Annotated in this window: 11 protein-coding genes and 3 pseudogenes; 6 read left to right on the forward strand and 8 right to left on the reverse strand. The window is 74.6% G+C overall.

Annotated features, from left to right (window positions below; genetic code table 11):
* Positions 1-109: 109 nt before the first annotated feature.
* Positions 110-1,267, forward strand: a complete 1,158-nt coding sequence (locus E6W39_RS35285; protein ID WP_141636926.1) for an acyl-CoA dehydrogenase family protein — start codon at positions 110-112, stop codon at positions 1,265-1,267.
* Positions 1,268-1,291: 24 nt separating this feature from the next.
* On the opposite strand, the gene E6W39_RS35290 is transcribed toward E6W39_RS35285, so the two are convergent.
* A complete protein-coding gene (locus tag E6W39_RS35290) occupies positions 1,292-2,425 on the reverse strand; it encodes an aminoglycoside phosphotransferase family protein (protein ID WP_101379126.1) in 1,134 nt (377 codons plus the stop codon).
* Between the two features lie 511 nt (positions 2,426-2,936).
* Here E6W39_RS35290 and E6W39_RS35295 point away from each other — a divergent pair.
* Positions 2,937-4,404, forward strand: a pseudogene (locus tag E6W39_RS35295) (DNA-binding protein NsdB).
* A gap of 12 nt (positions 4,405-4,416) precedes the next feature.
* On the opposite strand, the gene E6W39_RS40000 reads toward E6W39_RS35295, so the two are convergent.
* Positions 4,417-4,593: a hypothetical protein gene (locus E6W39_RS40000; RefSeq protein ID WP_181799589.1), complete on the reverse strand. Its 177-nt coding sequence runs from the start codon at positions 4,591-4,593 to the stop codon at positions 4,417-4,419.
* Between the two features lie 183 nt (positions 4,594-4,776).
* Complete coding sequence (locus E6W39_RS35300) at positions 4,777-5,136, reverse strand: hypothetical protein (RefSeq protein ID WP_141636927.1); 360 nt, start codon at positions 5,134-5,136, stop codon at positions 4,777-4,779.
* A 279-nt stretch (positions 5,137-5,415) separates the two neighbouring features.
* Between E6W39_RS35300 and E6W39_RS35305 the strand changes: the two genes are divergently transcribed.
* Positions 5,416-6,840, forward strand: coding sequence for a HEAT repeat domain-containing protein (locus E6W39_RS35305; protein WP_141636928.1), 1,425 nt, complete (start codon positions 5,416-5,418; stop codon positions 6,838-6,840).
* Between the two features lie 136 nt (positions 6,841-6,976).
* Here E6W39_RS35305 and E6W39_RS35310 read toward each other — a convergent pair whose 3' ends face one another.
* The 5 genes and pseudogenes from E6W39_RS35310 to E6W39_RS35330 all read right to left on the reverse strand — a co-directional run bounded on the left by E6W39_RS35310 (position 6,977) and on the right by E6W39_RS35330 (position 11,269).
* A complete protein-coding gene (locus tag E6W39_RS35310) occupies positions 6,977-8,020 on the reverse strand; it encodes a MerR family transcriptional regulator (RefSeq protein WP_141636929.1) in 1,044 nt (347 codons plus the stop codon).
* 55 nt (positions 8,021-8,075) lie between these two features.
* The gene (locus E6W39_RS35315; RefSeq protein WP_141636930.1) at positions 8,076-8,936 is read right to left on the reverse strand and encodes a 5-oxoprolinase subunit C family protein; all 861 of its coding nucleotides are present in this window, start codon (positions 8,934-8,936) and stop codon (positions 8,076-8,078) included.
* Positions 8,929-9,546, reverse strand: coding sequence for a 5-oxoprolinase subunit B family protein (locus E6W39_RS35320; RefSeq protein WP_141636931.1), 618 nt, complete (start codon positions 9,544-9,546; stop codon positions 8,929-8,931). Before E6W39_RS35320 ends, E6W39_RS35315 begins: the two co-directional genes overlap by 8 nt.
* A gap of 212 nt (positions 9,547-9,758) precedes the next feature.
* Positions 9,759-10,522: pseudogene (locus E6W39_RS35325) on the reverse strand (LamB/YcsF family protein).
* Positions 10,523-10,666: 144 nt separating this feature from the next.
* Positions 10,667-11,269, reverse strand: coding sequence for a hypothetical protein (locus E6W39_RS35330; protein ID WP_323809129.1), 603 nt, complete (start codon positions 11,267-11,269; stop codon positions 10,667-10,669).
* 139 nt (positions 11,270-11,408) lie between these two features.
* On the opposite strand from E6W39_RS35330, the gene E6W39_RS35335 reads away from it, so the two are divergent.
* The 3 genes and pseudogenes from E6W39_RS35335 (at position 11,409) to E6W39_RS40005 (ending at position 18,672) form a co-directional block, all read left to right on the forward strand.
* On the forward strand, positions 11,409-12,929 hold the full coding sequence (locus E6W39_RS35335) for a hypothetical protein (RefSeq protein WP_228718539.1): 1,521 nt from the start codon (positions 11,409-11,411) through the stop codon (positions 12,927-12,929).
* A gap of 290 nt (positions 12,930-13,219) precedes the next feature.
* Positions 13,220-14,034: pseudogene (locus E6W39_RS35340) on the forward strand (hypothetical protein).
* A gap of 84 nt (positions 14,035-14,118) precedes the next feature.
* Positions 14,119-18,672 (forward strand): coiled-coil domain-containing protein, encoded by a 4,554-nt coding sequence (locus E6W39_RS40005; RefSeq protein WP_181799763.1) that lies wholly within the window; start codon positions 14,119-14,121, stop codon positions 18,670-18,672.
* Positions 18,673-18,835 lie beyond the last annotated feature (163 nt).

Genomic DNA, 18,835 nt, shown 5'->3' on the forward strand with positions numbered 1-18,835 from the left:
CACGCCTTTCGGCCATTCCGCACGCCCCCGTCACGCGTACGCCCCCCACCGCGCGACGCGCCCCCGAGTCGGCCGTCGCGATCCAGTCGGCCCCCGGAGGCAGTGAGCCATGACCAGCACCCCGACCGACACCCAGCCGCCCGTCGCGGCCGCGCTGCGCGGGCTGCCCCGGGTGGTGGACCTGCTGGCGGCCCGCGCCGAGGAGCACGACCGGGACGCCACCTTTCCGTACCAGGGCGTCGAGGCGGTGCACGAGATAGGCCTGCTGACCCTGACGGTCGGCCAGCAGTACGGCGGCCCCGGCGCCGGCCTGGCCGAGGTCGTCGAGGTGCTGGCCGAACTCGGCCGCGGCGATGCCTCGGTGGCCCTGCTCGCCGCCAACACCCTGCTGCACCACGCCGAGCAGGCCCGCACCGGCGGCTGGCCGAATCCCGTCTATCGACGCCTGCTGACCGAATCGCGCCGCGGCCCGGCGCTGGTCGCCGCGGTGGACGCCACCGCCGATCCGCTGATCGCCCGACCCGGCCCATGGGGTTCCCCCGGGCCGAAGGCCCAGGGAGGCTGGCGGCTCAGCGGCCGGCTGACCGGCTGCCCGGGCGTCGAGGCGCTGGCCTGGCTGGCGGTCCGGATCCGCACCGCCGAGCCCGAGCCGCGCACCGGCACCTTCCTGATCCGCGCCGAGAGCCCCGGGCTCGAGGTCGACCCGGTCGGCGACCAGCTCGGGCTGCGCGCCGCCACCTGCCACGAACTGCGGTTCACCGAGGTGGCGGTGCCCGCCGAGCTGGTGACCGGACTGCGCCGGGATGACGTCGAGTCGGCGACCACCACCGCCTGGCGGGACCTGGCGCTGGCCGCCGTACAGATCGGCGTGGGCCGGGCCGCGCGCGACTGGCTGGTGGGCTTCCTGAGCCGGCGCACGCCCGGCGGTACCGGCGAGCCGCTGGGTGCGCTGCCGCGCTACCAGGCCGCGCTGGGCGAACTGGAGGGCGCGCTGATCGGCGCGGAGGAGCTGGTGGCGGGGCTGGCCGGCCGGATCGACGCCGGTGACGAGGCCGCGGTGGCCCGGACCGGACCGGCCCACCTGCTGGTCTGCCGCGCGGTGGTCGACGCCGTCCGGGCGGCCGTGGAGCTCACCGGCAGCGCCGGCCTGAGCCGCCGTCAGCCGCTCGAACGCCAGCTGCGCGACGCGCTCAGCGGCCCGGTGCACGGCCGCCCCCCGCAGGCCGTGCTGGAGACCGCCGGGCGCGCCGCGCTGGACCGCGGGTAGCCGTGCCCCACGGGGCCGGGCGGCTCAGCGAGTCCCCACAGCGGCCCGGACCGCGCGCCGCGCCAGCGCCGCGTCGTCGTACAGCCGACGGATCATCAGCCGCTGCTCCTCACCGGCGCCCGGCACGTCGTAGATCCGCAGCTCGCGCATCAGCACCAGCACCAGGTTGACCAGGAACGCGTCCCGGGCCAGGGTGCCGCCGACCTGCGCCAGCTGGCTGATCTGCCGGCGTGCGGCCGTGTCCGCCGAGAGCACGCTCCACAGCACCGCCAGGTCGTAGCCCGGCAGGTACCAGCCGGCCTGCTCCCAGTCGAGCAGCACCGGGCCGGACGGCGCCAGCATGATGTTGCTCAGCAGCGCGTCGCCGTGGCAGAGCTGCCAGCCGGTGTGCGACAGGCCGTGCAGCAGCTGGCGCAGATCGCCGGCGTCCCGGTCGGTCAGCTGGCCGACCGAGTGGTAGCGGCTGATCTCGAACTGGTAGTCCAGCGGTGCCTGGAAGACGTCGGTCGGCGGGCGCCAGAGGTTGAGCGCGCGCACCGCGCCCAGCATGGCCCGCACCTCGCCCGGGGTCGGCGCGTCGGCCGGGTGCCGTTCGAGTGCGGCGATCCGGCCCGGGATCCGCTCGATCACCAGCACGCAGCGGTCGTGGTCGGCGGCCACCAGGCGGGGCATCCGCACCGGCGGGCGGTGCCGCACGAAGGAGCGGTAGACGGCGACCTCGCGGCGGAACCGCTCCACCAGGAGCGCCCGGTTGTCGCCCTGCACGGCCTGCGGGGAGAGGCACTTGGCGACCACGGGGGTGCGCCCGATCAGCCCGGTGATCAGGATGTGCGCCGCATCCTCGCGCAGCACCTGACGCGCCGAGAACGCGGGACATATCCGCGTGATGTGGGCCAGCGCGGCCCGCACCGACGGCGCCGCCAGTGCGGCGTTGTCGACCCGGCCCCACCCCTCGGAGACGGGGACCGACTGGGGCGCACGGGGGCGCAGCAGGCGCTCACCGGCGCGCGGGATGAACCCCGGTGCCTCGATGCGCCCCACCGGGCGGGCTGGGGGGAGAGCGGGCTTCAGCCCGGGCCGGCGGACCGTCCCGGCGGCCGGTGGCCGTGGCGCGGTTCCGATCCGGGACGCGGTGGGGGAAGTCGCTGAGGAGTACATGAGGGGGCGGATTTCCCTTCCTTGCCGATGGCATATGACGGCCAAGGCGGGGGCCCTGGCAAGGTCGACTGGCAGCGTGCGCCGGGGCCACAGGGGAGTGCGCCGGCGCACCAAGGAGTGCGGATCCGAGCGGTCGCCACCCGCGCTGGGTGGGGTGGGCGGGCGACCGCGCCGGGGGAGCCACCCGAGCCGACCCCGGCCGGCCGGACCGCTCGGCGCATCCTGGGGAAATGCGCCGGTCGGACCGGTCGGCCGGGAGCGGCGCCAGGCGCGCCACCCCTTTGCGCCACCCCTGCCCCCGGGCCGCCGAAGCGGTCCGCGGGCGGCCCCGAGAGGTCGTGGAGCCCGCATTTCCGGGCCAGTTGGCCCGGTGCGTGGTGGCGCATCTCTACCTGACACCCATGCGGGCATGGCTTGCCAGTTGGCGCACCCTGGCGAAGCCTGGCGAATGCTCGCGTGGCACATGACAGCTCGTTAGGCTCGAACTCAGCCGAGACCCTGGGGCTTGAGAGTGGGCAAGGGACCCAACATCCGACTCGCCGATCTGTTCGAACTGACCGGATGGTCGAAGGGTGAACTGGCTCGGCTGGTCAACCGGCGAGGCGCGGCGATCGGACAGCAGCAGCTGTCCACCGACACCTCGCGGGTGCGGCGGTGGATCGAGCGGGGCGAGATCCCGCGCGACCCGGTGCCGGCGCTGTTGGCCGCCGTGTTCACCGAGCGACTCGGCCGTGTCGTCTCCATCGAGGACCTCGGCCTGACCCGGCAACGGCGCAGCGGTGCGACCCCCGCAAGCGGGGCCGCGACCCCGGAGCCGGATCGTACGGCAGAGATCCTCACCGAGTACACCGGAATGGATCTCATGCTCAACCGACGCGGACGCACCGAAGCCGGCCCGGAGTTGCCGGGCGCCGGCGTCATCCCCGACTCGCTCTACTCCTGGCTCTCCGGAGCCTCCGCCGCCCAGGCCGCGGCCCGCCCGGGCCCGCGCCAGCCGATCACCACCGGCGCCGCCCGCCTGATCGTCGACGTCTATGAACCCGGCCCGGCCGGAGCGGAGGAGGTCGCGGCGCTGGAGCACTCCTTCGAGGTGTTCCGGGCCTGGGACGCCTCACGCGGCGGCGGGCTGCAGCGCAAGGCCGTGATCGGCCAGCTCAACGAGGTCGGCGGGCTGCTGACCCACCGTCATCCGCCCGAACTGGCCCGCCGGCTCTGGCTGGTGGCGGCCAACCTGGCGGTGCTGGCCGGCTGGATGTCCCACGACGTCGGCCTGGAGCGCACCGCCCAGCGGTACTTCGTGATCGCCGCGCAGGCCGCCAAGGAGGCCGGCGACCGGCCGCGGGCCGGCGAGGCGATCTCCCGCAGCGCGCGCCAACTGCTGCACCACGGCCGGGGTGCGGAGGCGCTGGAGCTGATGCGGTTGGCCCGGGCCGGCGCGGGGGACGGCATGGCGCCGCGCACCCGGGCGATGTTCAACACCGTGGAGGCCTGGGCCCAGGCCACCCTGGGCAACCGCACGGAGGTGTCGCGGCTCCTCGGTGAGGCCGAGGAGTACTTCGTGCTCGACTCGGCGGAGCCGCAGCCGGCCTGGATGCAGTCCTTCAACGAGTCCGAGCTGCACGGGATGGAGTTCCTGGTCTACCGCACCCTGGCGGAGCACGACCCGCGCGCGGTGCGGCCGGCGCTGACCCACGCCGCCGCGGCGATGGGGCTGCGGGCCGTCAAGGGCAGGAGCGGTCCACCCTGCTCGACCTGGTGACGCTGGCCTCCGTGCAGTGGCTCGCCGGGGAGCCGGAGGCCGCCCACGAGTCGGCAACGGCCGCGCTGGCCAAGATCGGTGACACCTCGTCGCACCGCACCTGGGACCGGCTGCGCCGGATGTACCGGCTCTCCGAGCCGTTCGCGGGGAGCGGGCGGTGGCCGAGCTGCGGGCGCAGATCAGGGCGGCGGTTCCGCCGAGCCGCCGCCCTGCCGGATAGCCCCCTCGGGGCTCAGATGTTGTCGACACCCGCGGTGTGCACCTGGTCCCAGGCCTCCTGGACGTAGCGCTCGCGCTCCACCAGGGTCAGGGCCGGGAAGTACTCCTTCAGCCGCTCGACCACGACGTTCTCCGGCTCGTGGCACTCGTGCAGCAGGAACGCAGCCTTGTGAAGAATCTGCTTGTCCATCGGAACGGTCCTCCCTTGGTGCAGGTCCGCCCTGTTGCCGACACTGCGGCCGACAGCATATGTGCGCTGGTCGGCAAGCATTCGGCGGGGGCAGGCAAGACGCCGTCCGGCCGGGGCGGGCCCCGGCCGGACCGCGTTGGGGACCATCGGGCGCCTTGTTCGGACGCGTTGCGCCCATTGTGCTCAGAGTGCGTTGAGGACCATGCGCAGCGCGACCACCTGGCCGTCCGTGCCCCGGTCGGCCCGGCCGGTGCAGGCCACGGCCCGCGCGCCCGGCGAGCCGGCGACCCGCAGCACGCCCGCCACCGGGCGCCCGTGCACCAGGGCCTCGGTGACCATCCGGCGCAGCACCGGACGGTCCTCGGGCAGCAGCTGGCCGGGCAGCTCGTCGAGGGCGAGCGGGCCGAGCGCCGGGTCCCTGGCCAGCAGCTGGTAGGCGGCCGGGGACCACCGCACGGCGTCCCGGACCAAGTCCCACTCGACGGCCGCCGCCTCCTGGACCGGGGCCGGTGCGGCCGCTGTACGGAGCGGATGGTGGCTCATCGGCCGTCCCGTCGGTGAGGTTCGGATGGCGGTTGCTGTGAGACGACTGTCTCACAAGATCACGCAGCGTGTGGGCGGAATGACAGAGCTGATTGGAAATCTCATCTGGCATATGCCAAACGTCGAAATTCGACCGGTCGCGGCACTGTGTGCATACCGGGCAGGCAGGCGGTAACCTACGGTGCTTCCGGCGCCCGGGCGCCCGTACGACCAGACCAAACAGACCCCGGCGACGGAAATCCCGTTGCCACGACGACCGCCGCAACGGATGCTGACCTCATGTTCGAGCCCGTGATAGCCCCCAGTGCCAGCCTCCTCGGCTTGCTTCAAAGAGGACGCGGCGACGGGCAGCTGCATGCGCTCGCAGCCGACCGTGACGAAGCGATCGCCGCCCTCGAGGAGTGTGTCACCAGCGACCCGCGCAGCGACTGGCAGGTCGAGAACCGCTCCCTCTACTACGCCCGGGTCTACATGGACCTGGAGGCTCCGCTCGGCGGCATCGAGCGGCATCTCAACTGTCCCGACGACTTCACCGACCCCGACGACAACCGCACCGGCCTGGCCCTGTCCGTCCTCGGCCACTTGGCCGGCTACGGCCGCCGGGACGCGCTGCTGCTGCTCCGCCAGTACGCGGCCACCGGCACCAACTGGGCCTGGGCGCTGGACGAGTTGGCGCTGCGCGACGACGACGCGGCGCTGCTCGCGCTGGCCCCCGCCGTGCTGCGGCGGTTCCCCGCCGACCCGCAGGGCGAGGCCGAGTTGCGGGCCGCGATCCGCGGCGCCTACGAGCCGCGGCCCTGGCGGCTCTGGGCTGCCCAGCACCCGCGGATCGCCGCCGCCGGCGAGCAGTCCCCGTTCGACCTGTGGCAGCGGCAGTTCCAGCGCCCGGCGGTGACGCCCGGCTGGAGCGTGGCCGATGTGCTCGCCTGGGCCGACCAGTGCGAGCCGGAACCGGGCGCGGTGGAGCGCCGGGCCGCCGCCGCGGCCCGCTGTCTGGCCGCCGTCGCCCGTCCCGAGGACCGCGAACTGCTGCACGCCGCCGCCCGCGACGGCGCCGAGGGCCCGCGCCGGGCCGCCCTGCGCCACCTGGCCGACCAGGACGATCCCGCGCTGCCCGCGCTGATCGAGGCCGCCGCGGCCGCCGCCGACGAGCGAGTGGTCGCCGCCGCGCTGGACACCGTGGGCCGGATGCGCGGCTCGCAGGCGCTGCCGGCCGCCCGCCGCTGGGCCGACCCGGCCACCGGTGGCACGGACAGCGCGCTCGGCGAGGCCGCGATGCTGCTGCTCGCCGACATCGGCGAGGCGTGCGACGCGCCCGCGGTGGTCACCGGGCTGCGCCGCTGGCTCCAGGTGCACGGGGTGCGCGGCGCCGGACTGGCCGCGCTGGTCGACGGCGCGGGGCGGCTGGCCGCCGCCGGCGCCGTGCCGACGCTGCGGCACATCTACGGCGAGGCCGCCTCGTCCGACCTGCGCGGCCGGGCCGCCCAGGCGCTGGCCCTCACCGACCCCTACTTCGCCTGCGGGCCCGCGGTGGAGTGCCTGTGGGACTGCGAGGAGGCGACCCGTGAGCTGGCCGCCCGCCATGTGGTGACCACCGGGGACGCGCGGGTGCTGGAGCGGCTGCGCCGGCTGGCTGCTGATCCGGCGGAGGAGGCCGAGGTGCACGCGGCGGTGCGGGGGCGGCTCACGGCGCGGGATCGCTGAGGAGCGACTCGTGAGTCGGCCGGGCGCCACGTAGTGCCCGCTGGGGTCGCCCGGGTGCGGGTGCGGGTGCGGCTGCGTCGGCTGGCTGCTGATCCGGCGGAGGAGGCCGAGGTGCACGCGGCGGTGCGGGGGCGGCTCACGGCGCGGCCTCGCCAGGGATCACATCGGCCAGGGCGCAGGCGATGTTGTCCGGCCCGCCCGCCCGGTTCGCCAGGTCGACCAGCTGCTGCACGGCCCGCTCGGGGTCGGCGACGGTGCTGAGCACCGTGTGCAGGTGCTCTTCGCGGACCACCGCGCTCAGGCCGTCCGAGCAGAGCAGGTAGCGGTCGCCGGCCCGGGCGGTGAGCAGCGTCAGGTCCGGCTTGCCCGGGGCGGTGCTGGTGAGCGCGCGCAGCAGCAGGGTGCGCTGCGGGTGTGAGGCGGCCTCGGCCGGGGTGAGCCGGCCCTCGTCCACCATGGTCTGCACCAGCGTGTGGTCGTGGGTGATCCGGAACAGTTCGCCCTCGCGCAGCAGGTAGGCGCGGGAGTCGCCGATGTGTACCAGGGCCAGCTGGTCGCCGCAGGCCAGCAGCGCGGTCAGGGTGGTGCCGATGTCCTCGGGCGTGTCGGCGACGCTCTCGCGCACCGCCTGGTCCAGCGCGTTCAGCAGCCCGCCCGGCCCGAGCGCCGCCGGGTCGACGGCGCGCAGGGCGGCGATCGCGGCGCCGCCCGCGCTGGGGCTGCCGTAGCCGTCGGCGACCGCGAGCAGGCCGGCGTCGGCGTAGGCGGTGTCGTCGTTGCGCTCGCGTACCCGTCCCAGGTCGGAGCGGGCGGCGCAGCGCAGCGTCAGGGCGCCGGTCAGCACCGGGGGGCGGCCGCGCAGGTGGTCGACCAGGTGGGTGACCAGCTCCTGGCGGGCCGTCGTCTCGGCCAGCACCTGCCGCCAGTAGGCGGTCAGCTCGTCGGCGGCCAGATCCGGCGGCAGCTCCAGCACCCGGCGGATCCGGGCCAGCGGCACGCCGATCCGCCGTAGATGGGCGACGAGGCGGGCCGGTTCGAGCTGCTCGGGCCGGTAGTAGCGGTAGCCGGAGACCCGGTCCACCCGGTCCGGGCGCAGCAGCTCCAGCTCGTCGTAGAGCCGCAGCGCCTTCGCCGACAGCCCGCAGGCCCGCGCGAACGCCCCGATGGTCAGCTCCGCCATCCGTTTCCCCCCTTTGCGGATGCCGCTCATGCTGGACCCTCACCCTGGGGGAGGGTCAACCCGCGGTCGGTATGAACCGTACCGGGGTGCCCGGGCGGGCCTGCGCGGCGGCCGGTAGGTCGGCCTCCGGCACCACGCCGATCACCGGGTAGCCGCCGGTGGTCGGATGGTCGGCCAGGAACACCACGGGCTGCCCGTCCGGTGGCACCTGCACCGCGCCCAGCACCATGCCCTCGCTCTCCAACTCAGCGTGCCGCGCCCGGATCAGGGCCGGCCCCTCGGTGCGCAGCGCGATCCGGTTGCTGGCCGTGGCCACCCGGTAGCGGGCCCGGGCCAGCGCGACCAGTGAGCCGGGCAGCAGCCAGTCGGCCCGGGGGCCCGGCAGCAGCCGCAGCACCAGCTCGGTGGGCATCGCGGGCAGCGGCACCAGCTCGGCGGCGGGCGGGCCGTGGGTGGTGCCGACCGGCAGCCGGTCGCCGTCACGCAGCGGCGGCGGGCCCAGGCGCGCCAGCAGGTCGGCGGAGCGGCTGCCGAGCACCGGCGGCGGGACCAGACCGCCGGCGACCGCCAGGTAGCTGCGGACGCCGGCGTCGGCGGGGCCGACGTCCAGAGTCGCGCCGGCCGGGAGGAAGACCGGTGCGCCCCAGGCGGCAGGTTGGCCGTTGACGGTGATCCGGGCCGGGGCACCGGTGACGGCGACCAGCAGCGGGGTGCCGGTCGCGGTCACTGCCACGCCGCCGAGGGTGGTCTCCAGGACGGCGGCCCCGGGGGCGTTGCCGACCAGCCGGTTGGCGGCCAGGTAGGCGGGGTGGTCCAGGGCGCCGGCGCGGGGGACGCCGAGGTGGGCGGTGCCGTGGCGGCCGTGGTCCTGGACGGTGGTGAGCGGGCCGGCGCGGGTGATCAGCAGTTCAGGCATCGGCGGAACCCGCCACCGGCACGAAACGCACCCGGGTGCCCGGGGCCAGCAGCGCGGCGGGCTCGCGGGCGGTGTCCCAGAGCCTGGCCCCGGTGCGCCCGAGCAGCTGCCAGCCGCCCGGTGAGGCGCTCGGGTACACCCCGGTGTAGCGGCCCGCCACTGCCACCGAGCCGGCCGGCACCGAGGGGCGCGGGGTGGCCCGGCGGGGCACCGCCCGCTCGGGCGGCAGCCCGGTCAGGTAGCCGAACCCCGGTGCGAAGCCGCAGAACGCCACCCGGTACTCGATCGCGCTGTGCAGGCGGACCGCGTCCGCCGCGCTGACGCCCCAGTGGGCGGCGACGTCTGCCAGGTCGGCGCCGTCGTACACGGTCGGCAGCTCCACCAGTGGGCCGTCGGCCGGCGCGGTGGCCGCCACGGACCAGCCGGCCAGCAGGTCGGTGAGCGCGGCCGGCTGCGGCACGCCGTCGAGCAGCACGGTGCGCGCGGCCGGCACGATCTCGGTCGGCCCGCCGCCCAGGGTGCCGTCCGCCCGGGCCGCCAGCAGTTGGGCGTACAGCGCGCCGACCTGCTCCGGGTCGTCGACCTCCAGGAGCAGGGCGTGCTCGCCCATCCGGCGAATGGTCAGGTCATGAGCTCTGATAATGGCCCCCATTAATAATGGTCCAAATTAATAATGGCTCGCATTAATGCTGCTGTGCCCGCTTTCATCGATTTCACCGAGGGCTCTCGTTGCCAGCTCTCATTAATGGCTCCCATTAGCCGCACCAAGGGCTCCCGTTAGGCGCACCGGGGGTCCGCCGCTAGGCGCATTAATGGCTCGCATTACGTGAAGGCCTCCACCCGGATCCCGGCGGAGGCCAGCGCGCCGCGCACCCGCCAGGCCAGCTGGGCGGCCCCGGGCGTGTCGCCGTGCACGCAGAGCGAGCGGGCGTCGATCGCCACCGGCTCGCCGCCGATCGCCGTCACCAGGCCGTCCCTGGCCATGCCGACCGCGCGGGCGATCACCGCCTCCGGGTCGTGCACCACGGCGTCGGGCTCCTTGCGCGGCACCAGGGTGCCCGACCAGGTGTACGCGCGGTCGGCGAACGCCTCGGTGACCACCGGCAACCCGACGCCCTCGGCGACTTCGAGCAGCCGGGAGCCGGGCAGCCCGAGCACCGGCAGCGGGCCGTCGCAGACCGCCCCGGCCCGCAGCACCCCGGCCACCACGGCCTCGGCCTGCTCGCCGTCGGCCACCACCCGGTTGTACAGCGCGCCGTGCGGCTTGACGTAGCTGACCCGGGAGCCGGCGGCCCGGGCGAACACCTGCAGCGCCCCGATCTGGTAGGCGACCTCGTCGGCCAGTTCCTCCGGCGGCACCTCCATGGCACGGCGGCCGAACCCGGCCAGATCGCGGTAGGAGACCTGGGCGCCGATCCGCACCCCCCGCTCGGCGGCCAGCGCGCAGACCCGGCGCATCGTGGACGGGTCGCCCGCATGGAAGCCGCACGCCACGTTGGCGCTGGTGACCACTGACAGCAGTGCCTCGTCGTCGGTCAGCGTCCAGCGTCCGAACCCTCGCCGAGGTCCGCGTTGAGATCGATCACCGCACCGGTCACGCCGACTGCCTCCCACTGTCAGAGCTGCTGCGGATCGCCTGAGGGGATCGTAGGGCTTTCCGGGGCTCCCGGACCGCCTCGGCCACTCCCTTGGCGGACCGTCGGCCAAGGTCCGCCAGGCTGCCGGGCCCGTCAGGCGGTCGCGACGGCGGCGGCCGCCCGCGCCGCGTCGAGGCGTTTGATGCCGCGCAGCACGATCAGCAGCGGCACCGCCCCGACGATCCCGAACGACATGTCGACACAACTCCAGAAGAACGGGATCCCCCGCACCGGCCCGCAGATCAGCGCCAGTGGCACGATCCCGGCGCAGGCCCCGAGCGCCCACCGCACCACGAACACATTGCGCACCGGATCGCGCAGCGGTCCCCAGAACGCGCCGGCGATCACCAGGTGCGCGAACGCAAGCCAGTCGGTGCCGTAGGCGAGGAACGGGTAGCGCTGGTCGGTCTCGGTGATCCCGGTGTGGATCCGCTCCAGCCAGTCGAGTACCGGCCCAGGTGTGGGCAGCCGATGGGCTGCGTCGACCAGCAGGGTGCTCTCGGCGTGCAGCGGGAACGCGGTCAGGCCGCTCAGTGCCAGGCAGACGATGAAGATCCACAACCAGCGGCGCACCCGCCGCAGCTCGACGCTCCCGGTCTCGGCCGTCCCTGCGGTCCCGGTCGGCCCTGCGGTCTTGGCCATCCGTGCGGTCCCGGCTGTCCTCGCGGTCTCGGCCGTCCCTGCGGTCTCGGTCATCAGAGATCCCCTCCTGAGTAGACGTCCAGCACTCTAGGGGTAGTTTTGAACGTGTTCAACTCTGCTGAAGCCGCTGGGTAAACCGGTGCAACAACCCCGTTTCGGACACTGTCCCCGGCTGGCCCTAGGCTTGTCCCCCGTGACCGTCATCGCCGCCCAATCCGCCGAGCCCGAGCTCAGGCCCGCCGCGGCCGCCCGCCCCGCGCCGGGGCCCGCGGCCGACGAGGGGCTGGCCCGCCGCCTCAAGGCGCTGGCCTGCACCGCCCCGCTGCACGACCTGGACAGCCGCAAGGTCAACCTGGCCGGCGAGTACGGCGGGTACGCGATGGCCGAGGTCGGGCTCGCCGCGATCGACCTGGTCACCCTGAACATGGACTTCGACACCGGCGCCGACCGGGAGACCGTGCTCTCGCGCCTGCTGCCCCGGGTCGCCGCCCAGCACCCCGAGCGCCCGGCCGCCGAGCACCAGCGGGTGGCCCGCTGGGTGCTGGAGTCGCTGATCAACGTCGGCAGCGTGGACCGCGGTTTCCGCGCGGTCTACGGCACCTTCGGCGCGGACGGTGGCTATGTGCGCCGCGACTACGACTTCAAGCTGATCGAGGAGGTGCCGGGCCCGGACGGCGGCGTCTACCTGCGCACCACCGACGAGGCGGTCAACGTCCTGGTCGGAGCGCTGGACACCGATGTGACCTCCGCTCAGATCGCCGCCGAGGTCAAGCTGGAGGTGCTGATCCGGCGCGGCCGGCTCGCCGACGCCCAACTCGCCGCCGAGCAGGCCCGCTACCGCACCGTGCAGTACGCCGAGACGCTGCGCCGCGCCCTGGAGGCCACCCGTCGCAACGTCCGCGCCGTCGACTGGATGCAGGCCGTCCCCGACCTGATCGACGAGGCGCTGGAGCACATCGCCGACCGCTACCGGCACGAGAACGCGATCCTCACCAATATCCGCCGGGCCCGCGACGAGGCCGAGGGCGCGGACCACAAGCGCCAGGCCGCCGAGCTGGTCGACATCGTCAAGGACTGCATCCGCCGCCACACCCAGCTGCAGACCAGGCTGCTTGAGGCCGGGCCGCTGTTCCGTGCCGAGCAGGACCGGCAGGCCTTCGCCGCGCCCACCGCCCGCGCCGGCATCGACCTCTACGGCCAGCTGCTGGCCCCCGTGCTTGAGTTGCCGATCGAGCAGGCGATCCGGCCCACCGACGCCTTCTTCGGGCGCGGCATCGGGTTGCGCAGCCCCGCCGTGGTGCGGCTGACCGACCTGGTGGAGCTGCTGCTCACCCCGCCGGTGGAGCGGGAGCACCTGGGTGTGGAGCTGCCCGATCCGGATCTGGTCGCCACCCCGGACGACAGCCGGTTCTCCGAGGCTCAGTTGGAGGCCGCGCTGCAGCTGCTCGACCTGCCCGCCGACGCGCCCCGGCGGCTCTCCGGGCTGCTGGCCGACGCCCGCAAGCAGGATCCCGAGCTGCCCTACCTGGTCGCTCTGCTCGCCGTGCACGCGGCCAGCCCGCCCGTGGGCACCGCGTACCGCCAGGGGGAGGAGCGGCTGCTGTTCGCCGTCGACGACGGCACCCAGCTGCACGACCCGGAGTTCGGCGGTGCCGACCTGATCGTCGGCAGCGCTCTGCTGGACGCGGTCGGCATGGCGGCGGACCGGCAGTAATCGTCGCCATTAATGACCTGCATTAACCTGGGTCAACCTCAATCGGCCCGAACCAGCCAGACCGGACCCGCCAGTCGTTGCCACTAGCCGCCGCCACTTAGCCACTACCACTAGCCATCACCGCAAGCCATCACAACTAACTACAGCCATTAATCGCGACAATTAACTTAAGTGCCGCCATTAATCTCCCATATTAATGGCCCACATTAATAGCCCCCATTGACCGCCCGTCAGTACGCAAGTGGAGCACCAGGAATGACCACCCCCAGGACGCGTCGGCCACCCCGACGGTGACCGCGGCCGATGTCGCCGACGCCGCCCGGCTGGTCTCCTTCGGCCTGCAGGCCAAACTGCTGCCGGCCCGCGACACCGAGTACACCGAGCTGGTCCGCCGCTACCGGAGGACCCGCAGTTCGCGCGGCTCGCCGACGCCGTGGCCACCGGCCTCGGCCTGGTGGTGCTGGAGGTCTCGCCGCGCGCCGGAATGGCCCTGGCCGGCGCCGAGGACTCGGTGTTCGCCGTCAAGATGGGCGACTACTCGCGCCGCGCCGCCTCCGAGACCACCGACCGGTTCCTGCACGGTCTGGCCCACCTCGCCGTGGCCGCCATGGCCTTCCCGCGCCCCGAGGACCTGGCCGACGACGGCTACCTCGGCCGGATCACCGTCAACGGCGTGGACGCCTTCGTCCGCCAGGCCTGCCGCCGCCTGGAGGAGCGCGCCGAGGCCGCCGGCGACAACACCGACCCCACCAGCGACGCACCCGGCCTGGAAGCCGCCTGGCGGGTCTGGGCCCGCCGCTCCACCACCGGCGCCACCAAGGACGCCCGCCGTCTGGCCGGCTCCACCATCGGCATCACCGGCAAGGCGGTCGCGTTCCTGGTCGACTCCGGTTTCCTGCAGAAGGCCTCCGACGACGCCGGCGGCACCTACCGCACCACCGCCCGCTACCAGTTGCAGGTCCGCGAGCTGGCCGCCAGCGCCGCGATGGCCGAACTGCTGGACCTGGGTGTGGTCCCGGTCAGCGACGGCACCGCCACGCTGCTGCCCGCCGACCACACCGAGGAACTGGTCGCGGACGCCGGCCTGCCGTTCCACTCCCTCTGACCAACCCGCCAACCACGAACCCGCCAACCGCGAACCCGCCAACCGCCAACTCGTCACTTCTCGAAGACTTCTCGAAGGCTGCACATGTACGAGCTCAACCGGATCCGCCTCTACTCCATCGGTCCGGCCGGCGCCCGCTACGCCGACACCGTGCTGGACCTGCGAGGCGTCGGTGAGCCGGTGGCCAACCCCGCGCCGCTGCAACTGGGCATGTTCGGCGAGGAGCCGGCCGGCCCGCAGCGCCGCCCCGCCCCGGCCGGCGTGCTCTTCCTGGAGAACGGCGGCGGCAAGTCGGTGCTGCTCAAGCTGATCTTCTCGGTGATGCTGCCCGGCCACCGAAACACCCTGGGCGGCGCCAGCTCCGGCGTGCTGCGCAAGTTCCTGCTGGCCGACGACTGCGGGCACGTCGCGCTGGAGTGGCAGCACACCGTCACCGGTGAGCTGATCGTGGTCGGCAAGGTCAGCGAGTGGCGCGGCCGCCAAGTCTCGTCCGATCCGCGCAAGTTCGCCGAGACCTGGTACTCGTTCCGCCCCGGCCCCGGCCTGACCCTGGACGCGCTGCCGGTCGCCGAACGCGCCAACCTGGGCGACCCCGACTCCCGCCCGCGCGGCCGCCGTCGCACCATGAAGGGCTTCCGGGACGCGATGACCGAGGCCGCCAAGGCCTACCCGTACCTGGACCTCACCTTCGAGGACGGCCACGACCGCTGGACCGAGCACCTGGGCGAACTCGGCCTGGATCCCGAACTGTTCCGCTACCAGCGCGAGATGAACGCCGACGAGGGCGAGGCGGCCGGCCTGTTCGCCGTCAAGCACGACGCCGACTTCACCGACCTGCTGCTGCGCGCCGTCACCGACACCCGGGACACCGACGGGCTGGCCGATCTGGTGCACGGCTTCGCCGCCAAGCTCGGCCGCCGCGCCGAGCTGACCGCCGAACGCGACTTCACTGCCGGCTCGTTGGAGCTGCTGGAGCGGATCGTCGAGGCCACCACCGCCCGCGAGTCGGTCCGGGAGAGCCACCGCACCGCCGAGCGCCGCACCCGCCGGCTCGCCCAGGCGCTGGCCGGCCGGGCCGGCGCGGAGCGCGAGCGCGCCCAGGACCTGGCGATCGAGGTGGCCGCCGCGGCCTCGGCCGTCACCGCCGCCGAGGCCGACCGCACCCGCCACTCGCTGATCACCGCCGAGCTGACCCACCGCCACGCCACCCTCAGCCTGGCCGCCGCCACCACCGAGGCCGCCGCGCTGCGCCGCGAACTGCTCGACGCCCGCACCCTGTACTCCGCCTGGCAGGCCGCCGAGGCGGCGCTGCGCCACCGCGCCGCCGCCGACCGCGCCGCCCGGGTGGCCGCCGCGATCCGCGAGGCCGAGCTGGACGCCGCACCGGCGCTCGCCGCCCGCGCCAAGGCGGCCGGCGCCCTGGCCCACGCCCTGGAGGCCGCGGCAGCCACCGCCGAGGAGCGCGCCGAGGCCGAGGAGGCCCGCGCCGCCGACCTCCAGCAGGACGGCGCCCGGACCCAGGCAGACGGCCTGGCCGCCGCCACCGCCGGCCAGAAGGCCCGCTCCGACGCCGACCACCTGCGCCAGCGACTGGCCGAGGTGGAGCAGGAGCTGAACGCCGCGGTCGCCGCCGGCTGGATCGACTCGACCGACGACGTCGACCCGGCCCGCGCCGCCCTGCACGCCGCCGACGCCGAGCAGGCCGCGACCGCCGGCCTGGAGCAGGCCCGCGCCGCCGCCGAGCAGGCGGCCGCCCGCACCCGCGAGGCCGCCGCCGCCGAGGGCCGCGCCGAACTCGCCGCCGCCCGCGCCGCCGACGCCCGCTCGGCCGCCCAGCGCGCGCTGGCCACCGAGCAGCGCACCGCCGTCCAACTCGCCGCCGAACCGCGCCTGGCCGAGCTGCTCGGGCTCGCCTCGTACCACGAGGAGGACGAGGAGAACCGCCTCACCCCCGACGTCCTCGACCGGGCCGCCGACGACCTCGCCGAGCTGCTGGACAGCGCGATCTCCAACGCCGAGCGCACCCTGTTCGAGCTGCGCACCGCCGCCGCGGACGACTCCCGGATCCTGGCCGCGCTCGGCGACGGCGGTCTGCTGCCGCCCGGCCCTGACGTGCTGGCCACCGTGGAGTACCTGGGCGAGCACGGCATTCCGGCGCTGCCCGGCTGGCGCTACCTCGCGCAGTCCGTCGACCCGCAGGACCACGACCGGATCCTGGCCGCCCGCCCCGAGCTGGTCGACGGTGTGGTGATCACCGACCCGAACTCGCTGGACCGGGCCCGTGAGGCACTCCAGTCCGCCGCCTTGCTGCCTCGCTCCACCGTCGCGGTCGGCGCGGCCGCCGCGCTGATCGCCCCGATCACCGACGAGCCGGCCTTCTTCCTGGTGCCGCCGAACCCGGCGATGCACGACGAAAGCGCCGCCGACCAGGAGCGTCGCGAACTGCGCGAGCGGGCCGGTGCCCGCGAGGAGCGGATCCGTACGCTCGCGGCCCGGCTCGGCGGCGACCGCGCGCTGGCCGCCCGGCTCGCCTCCTGGCGCTCCTCCTGCCCGTCCGGCACCCTGGCCGAGCTGGCTGACGCCGCGTCAGAAGCCGCCGAGCAGGCCGAGATCGCCACCGCCCAGCTGGCCTCCGCCCGCGCCGCGCACACCGAGGCCGAGCAGGAGCGGACTGCCGCAGCCGCGATCCACGAGGAGCGCCGGGAGGCCGCCCAGCAGACCCGCCGCCGCGCCGACGCCCTGGCCGGCCTGGCCTTCCGGCTGCGCGAGCGCCCGGCCTGGCACCGCTCGGTGCGCGAACTCACCGAGGACGCCGCCGAATGCGATCGCCGCCAGGCCGCCTGTGCCGAGCGCGCCCAGGCCTGCGACGAGGACCGCCGGGCCGCCCAGCGCGCCGCCGACGACGCCCGCCGCACCGCCCGCACGCTGCGCGCCGAGCGGGCCGAGCTGTCCGGCACCGAGACGGTCGCCGACGAGCTGCCCACCGCCTCGCTGCCCGCGCTGCGCGAGGCCTACCGCGCCGCCGCCCAGCTCTACGAGAAGGTCGGCGTCGGTGCCGACCTGCGCGCCGAGCAGGCCCGCGCGGAGAGTGACGAGACTGCTGCCCGGGCCGAACTCGACCGGCTCACCAACAAGGTGCGCGTTCGCGCCGAGGAGCTGCTGACCAGCCCCGACGGCGCCGACGGCCCGGCCCGGCAGGCCGCCGCGGCTCGTGCCGAGGAGCTGGTGGCGACCATCGAGACCCGCGCCCAGGCGGCCAGCGAGCTGCTCGGCCGGCTGCGCGGCGAGGTCGAGCGTTCGGCTCCGGCCAGCGGCGAGGCGCACACCGAGCTGCCCGAGGAGCTGGTGCCGACCGATCCCGAGCACGCCCAGCAGCTGCTGCGCATCGCCACCGGTGAACTGGCCGAGAAGCGCGACCTGTTGGAGAACGCCCGGATCGAGCACACCGAGTTGCTGCGCACCCTGCAGGCCGCGCAGTCGGCGGCCGCGGACTTCGACGAGGCGGCGGCCCAACTGCGCGACGGTCTGCGCGACCACACCCCGGAGGAGGGCGAGGCGCCTGTCGAGCCCTACCTCGATTCACTGACCGAGGCCCGCACCACCGCCACCGAGACCCGCCGGGCGCTGCGAGTCGCTGCCGCCGAGCTGTCGGCCGCCGACCTGGCCGTCCGGGACGCCGCCGACGCACTGGTCCGGCATGCCAACGCCGCCCGCTACGAGGCGGTGCGCACCCCGGCCCGCCAGCAGATCCGTGAACTCCCGGCCGCCCTGCTGCCCGAGCACGCGGCCGCCTGGGCCGAGGCCTTCGCGCCGCGACTGCGGGTGCTCACCGATGAGTTGGCCCAGCTGGAGCGCAACCGCGGCTCGATCGTCGACCGGCTGCGCGGACTGGTGGAGTCCTCGCTCGCCACCCTGCGCGCCGCCCAGCGGCTCTCCCGGCTGCCCGAGGGCCTGGGGGAGTGGTCCGGCCAGGAGTTCCTGCGGATCCGCTTCGAGGACCCGGATCAGACGGTGCTCTCCGAGCGGCTCGGCGAGGTGATCGACGAGGCCACCCGGGCCGCCGTCAAGAAGAACTCCGACCTTCGGCGCGACGGCATGTCGCTGCTGCTGCGCGCGGTGGCGGCGGCGATCGGGCCCAAGGGCGTCAGCGTGGAGATCCTCAAGCCCGATGCCGTGCTGCGCGCCGAGCGGGTGAGCGTGGGGCAGATGTCCGACGTCTTCTCCGGCGGCCAGCTGCTCACCGCCGCCATCGCGCTCTACTGCACGATGGCCGCGCTGCGCGCCAACGACCGCGGACAGTCCCAGTTGCGGCATGCCGGCACGCTCTTCCTGGACAACCCGATCGGCCGGGCGAATGCCACCTATCTGCTGGAGCTGCAGCGCGCGGTGGCCGATGCGCTCGGCGTCCAACTGATCTACACCACCGGCCTGTTCGACACCACGGCACTGGCCGAGTTCCCGCTGGTGATCCGCCTGCGCAACGACGCCGACCTGCGCGCCGGGTTGAAGTACATCTCGGTCGAGGAGCACCTGCGCCCGGGCTTGCCGCCGGAGCCGGACCCGGACGGCCCGGTGATCCACGGTGAGATCACGGCGACCCGGATGTTCAAGCGCCCGGCGGAGGTTGAGAACGCCTAGCCCGCGGGACAGGAACGGCTGGCCCGCGGGAGAGGAACGGCTGGCCCGCGAGAGGGGGACGGCTGGCCAGCGGAACGGGGACGTCGGCTCGGCCGACTTCCCCCTTCTCCGTATCATCCTCCCCGTGCGGTGAACGCGATCTTCCGCACCACGCACCGGGGGA

It is taken from the genome of Kitasatospora acidiphila (assembly GCF_006636205.1).
GTDB classification, from domain to species: domain Bacteria; phylum Actinomycetota; class Actinomycetes; order Streptomycetales; family Streptomycetaceae; genus Kitasatospora; species Kitasatospora acidiphila.

Coding starts and splice junctions, on each gene's coding strand:
- E6W39_RS35330 (WP_323809129.1), bottom strand. CDS start 11,269: ATGACCGAGACCGCAGGGACGGCCGAGACCGCGAGGACAGCCGGGACC.
- E6W39_RS40005 (WP_181799763.1), top strand. CDS start 14,119: ATGTACGAGCTCAACCGGATCCGCCTCTACTCCATCGGTCCGGCCGGC.
- E6W39_RS35285 (WP_141636926.1), top strand. CDS start 110: ATGACCAGCACCCCGACCGACACCCAGCCGCCCGTCGCGGCCGCGCTG.
- E6W39_RS35290 (WP_101379126.1), bottom strand. CDS start 2,425: ATGTACTCCTCAGCGACTTCCCCCACCGCGTCCCGGATCGGAACCGCG.
- E6W39_RS35315 (WP_141636930.1), bottom strand. CDS start 8,936: ATGCCTGAACTGCTGATCACCCGCGCCGGCCCGCTCACCACCGTCCAG.
- E6W39_RS40000 (WP_181799589.1), bottom strand. CDS start 4,593: ATGGACAAGCAGATTCTTCACAAGGCTGCGTTCCTGCTGCACGAGTGC.
- E6W39_RS35305 (WP_141636928.1), top strand. CDS start 5,416: ATGTTCGAGCCCGTGATAGCCCCCAGTGCCAGCCTCCTCGGCTTGCTT.
- E6W39_RS35320 (WP_141636931.1), bottom strand. CDS start 9,546: ATGGGCGAGCACGCCCTGCTCCTGGAGGTCGACGACCCGGAGCAGGTC.
- E6W39_RS35300 (WP_141636927.1), bottom strand. CDS start 5,136: ATGAGCCACCATCCGCTCCGTACAGCGGCCGCACCGGCCCCGGTCCAG.
- E6W39_RS35310 (WP_141636929.1), bottom strand. CDS start 8,020: ATGGCGGAGCTGACCATCGGGGCGTTCGCGCGGGCCTGCGGGCTGTCG.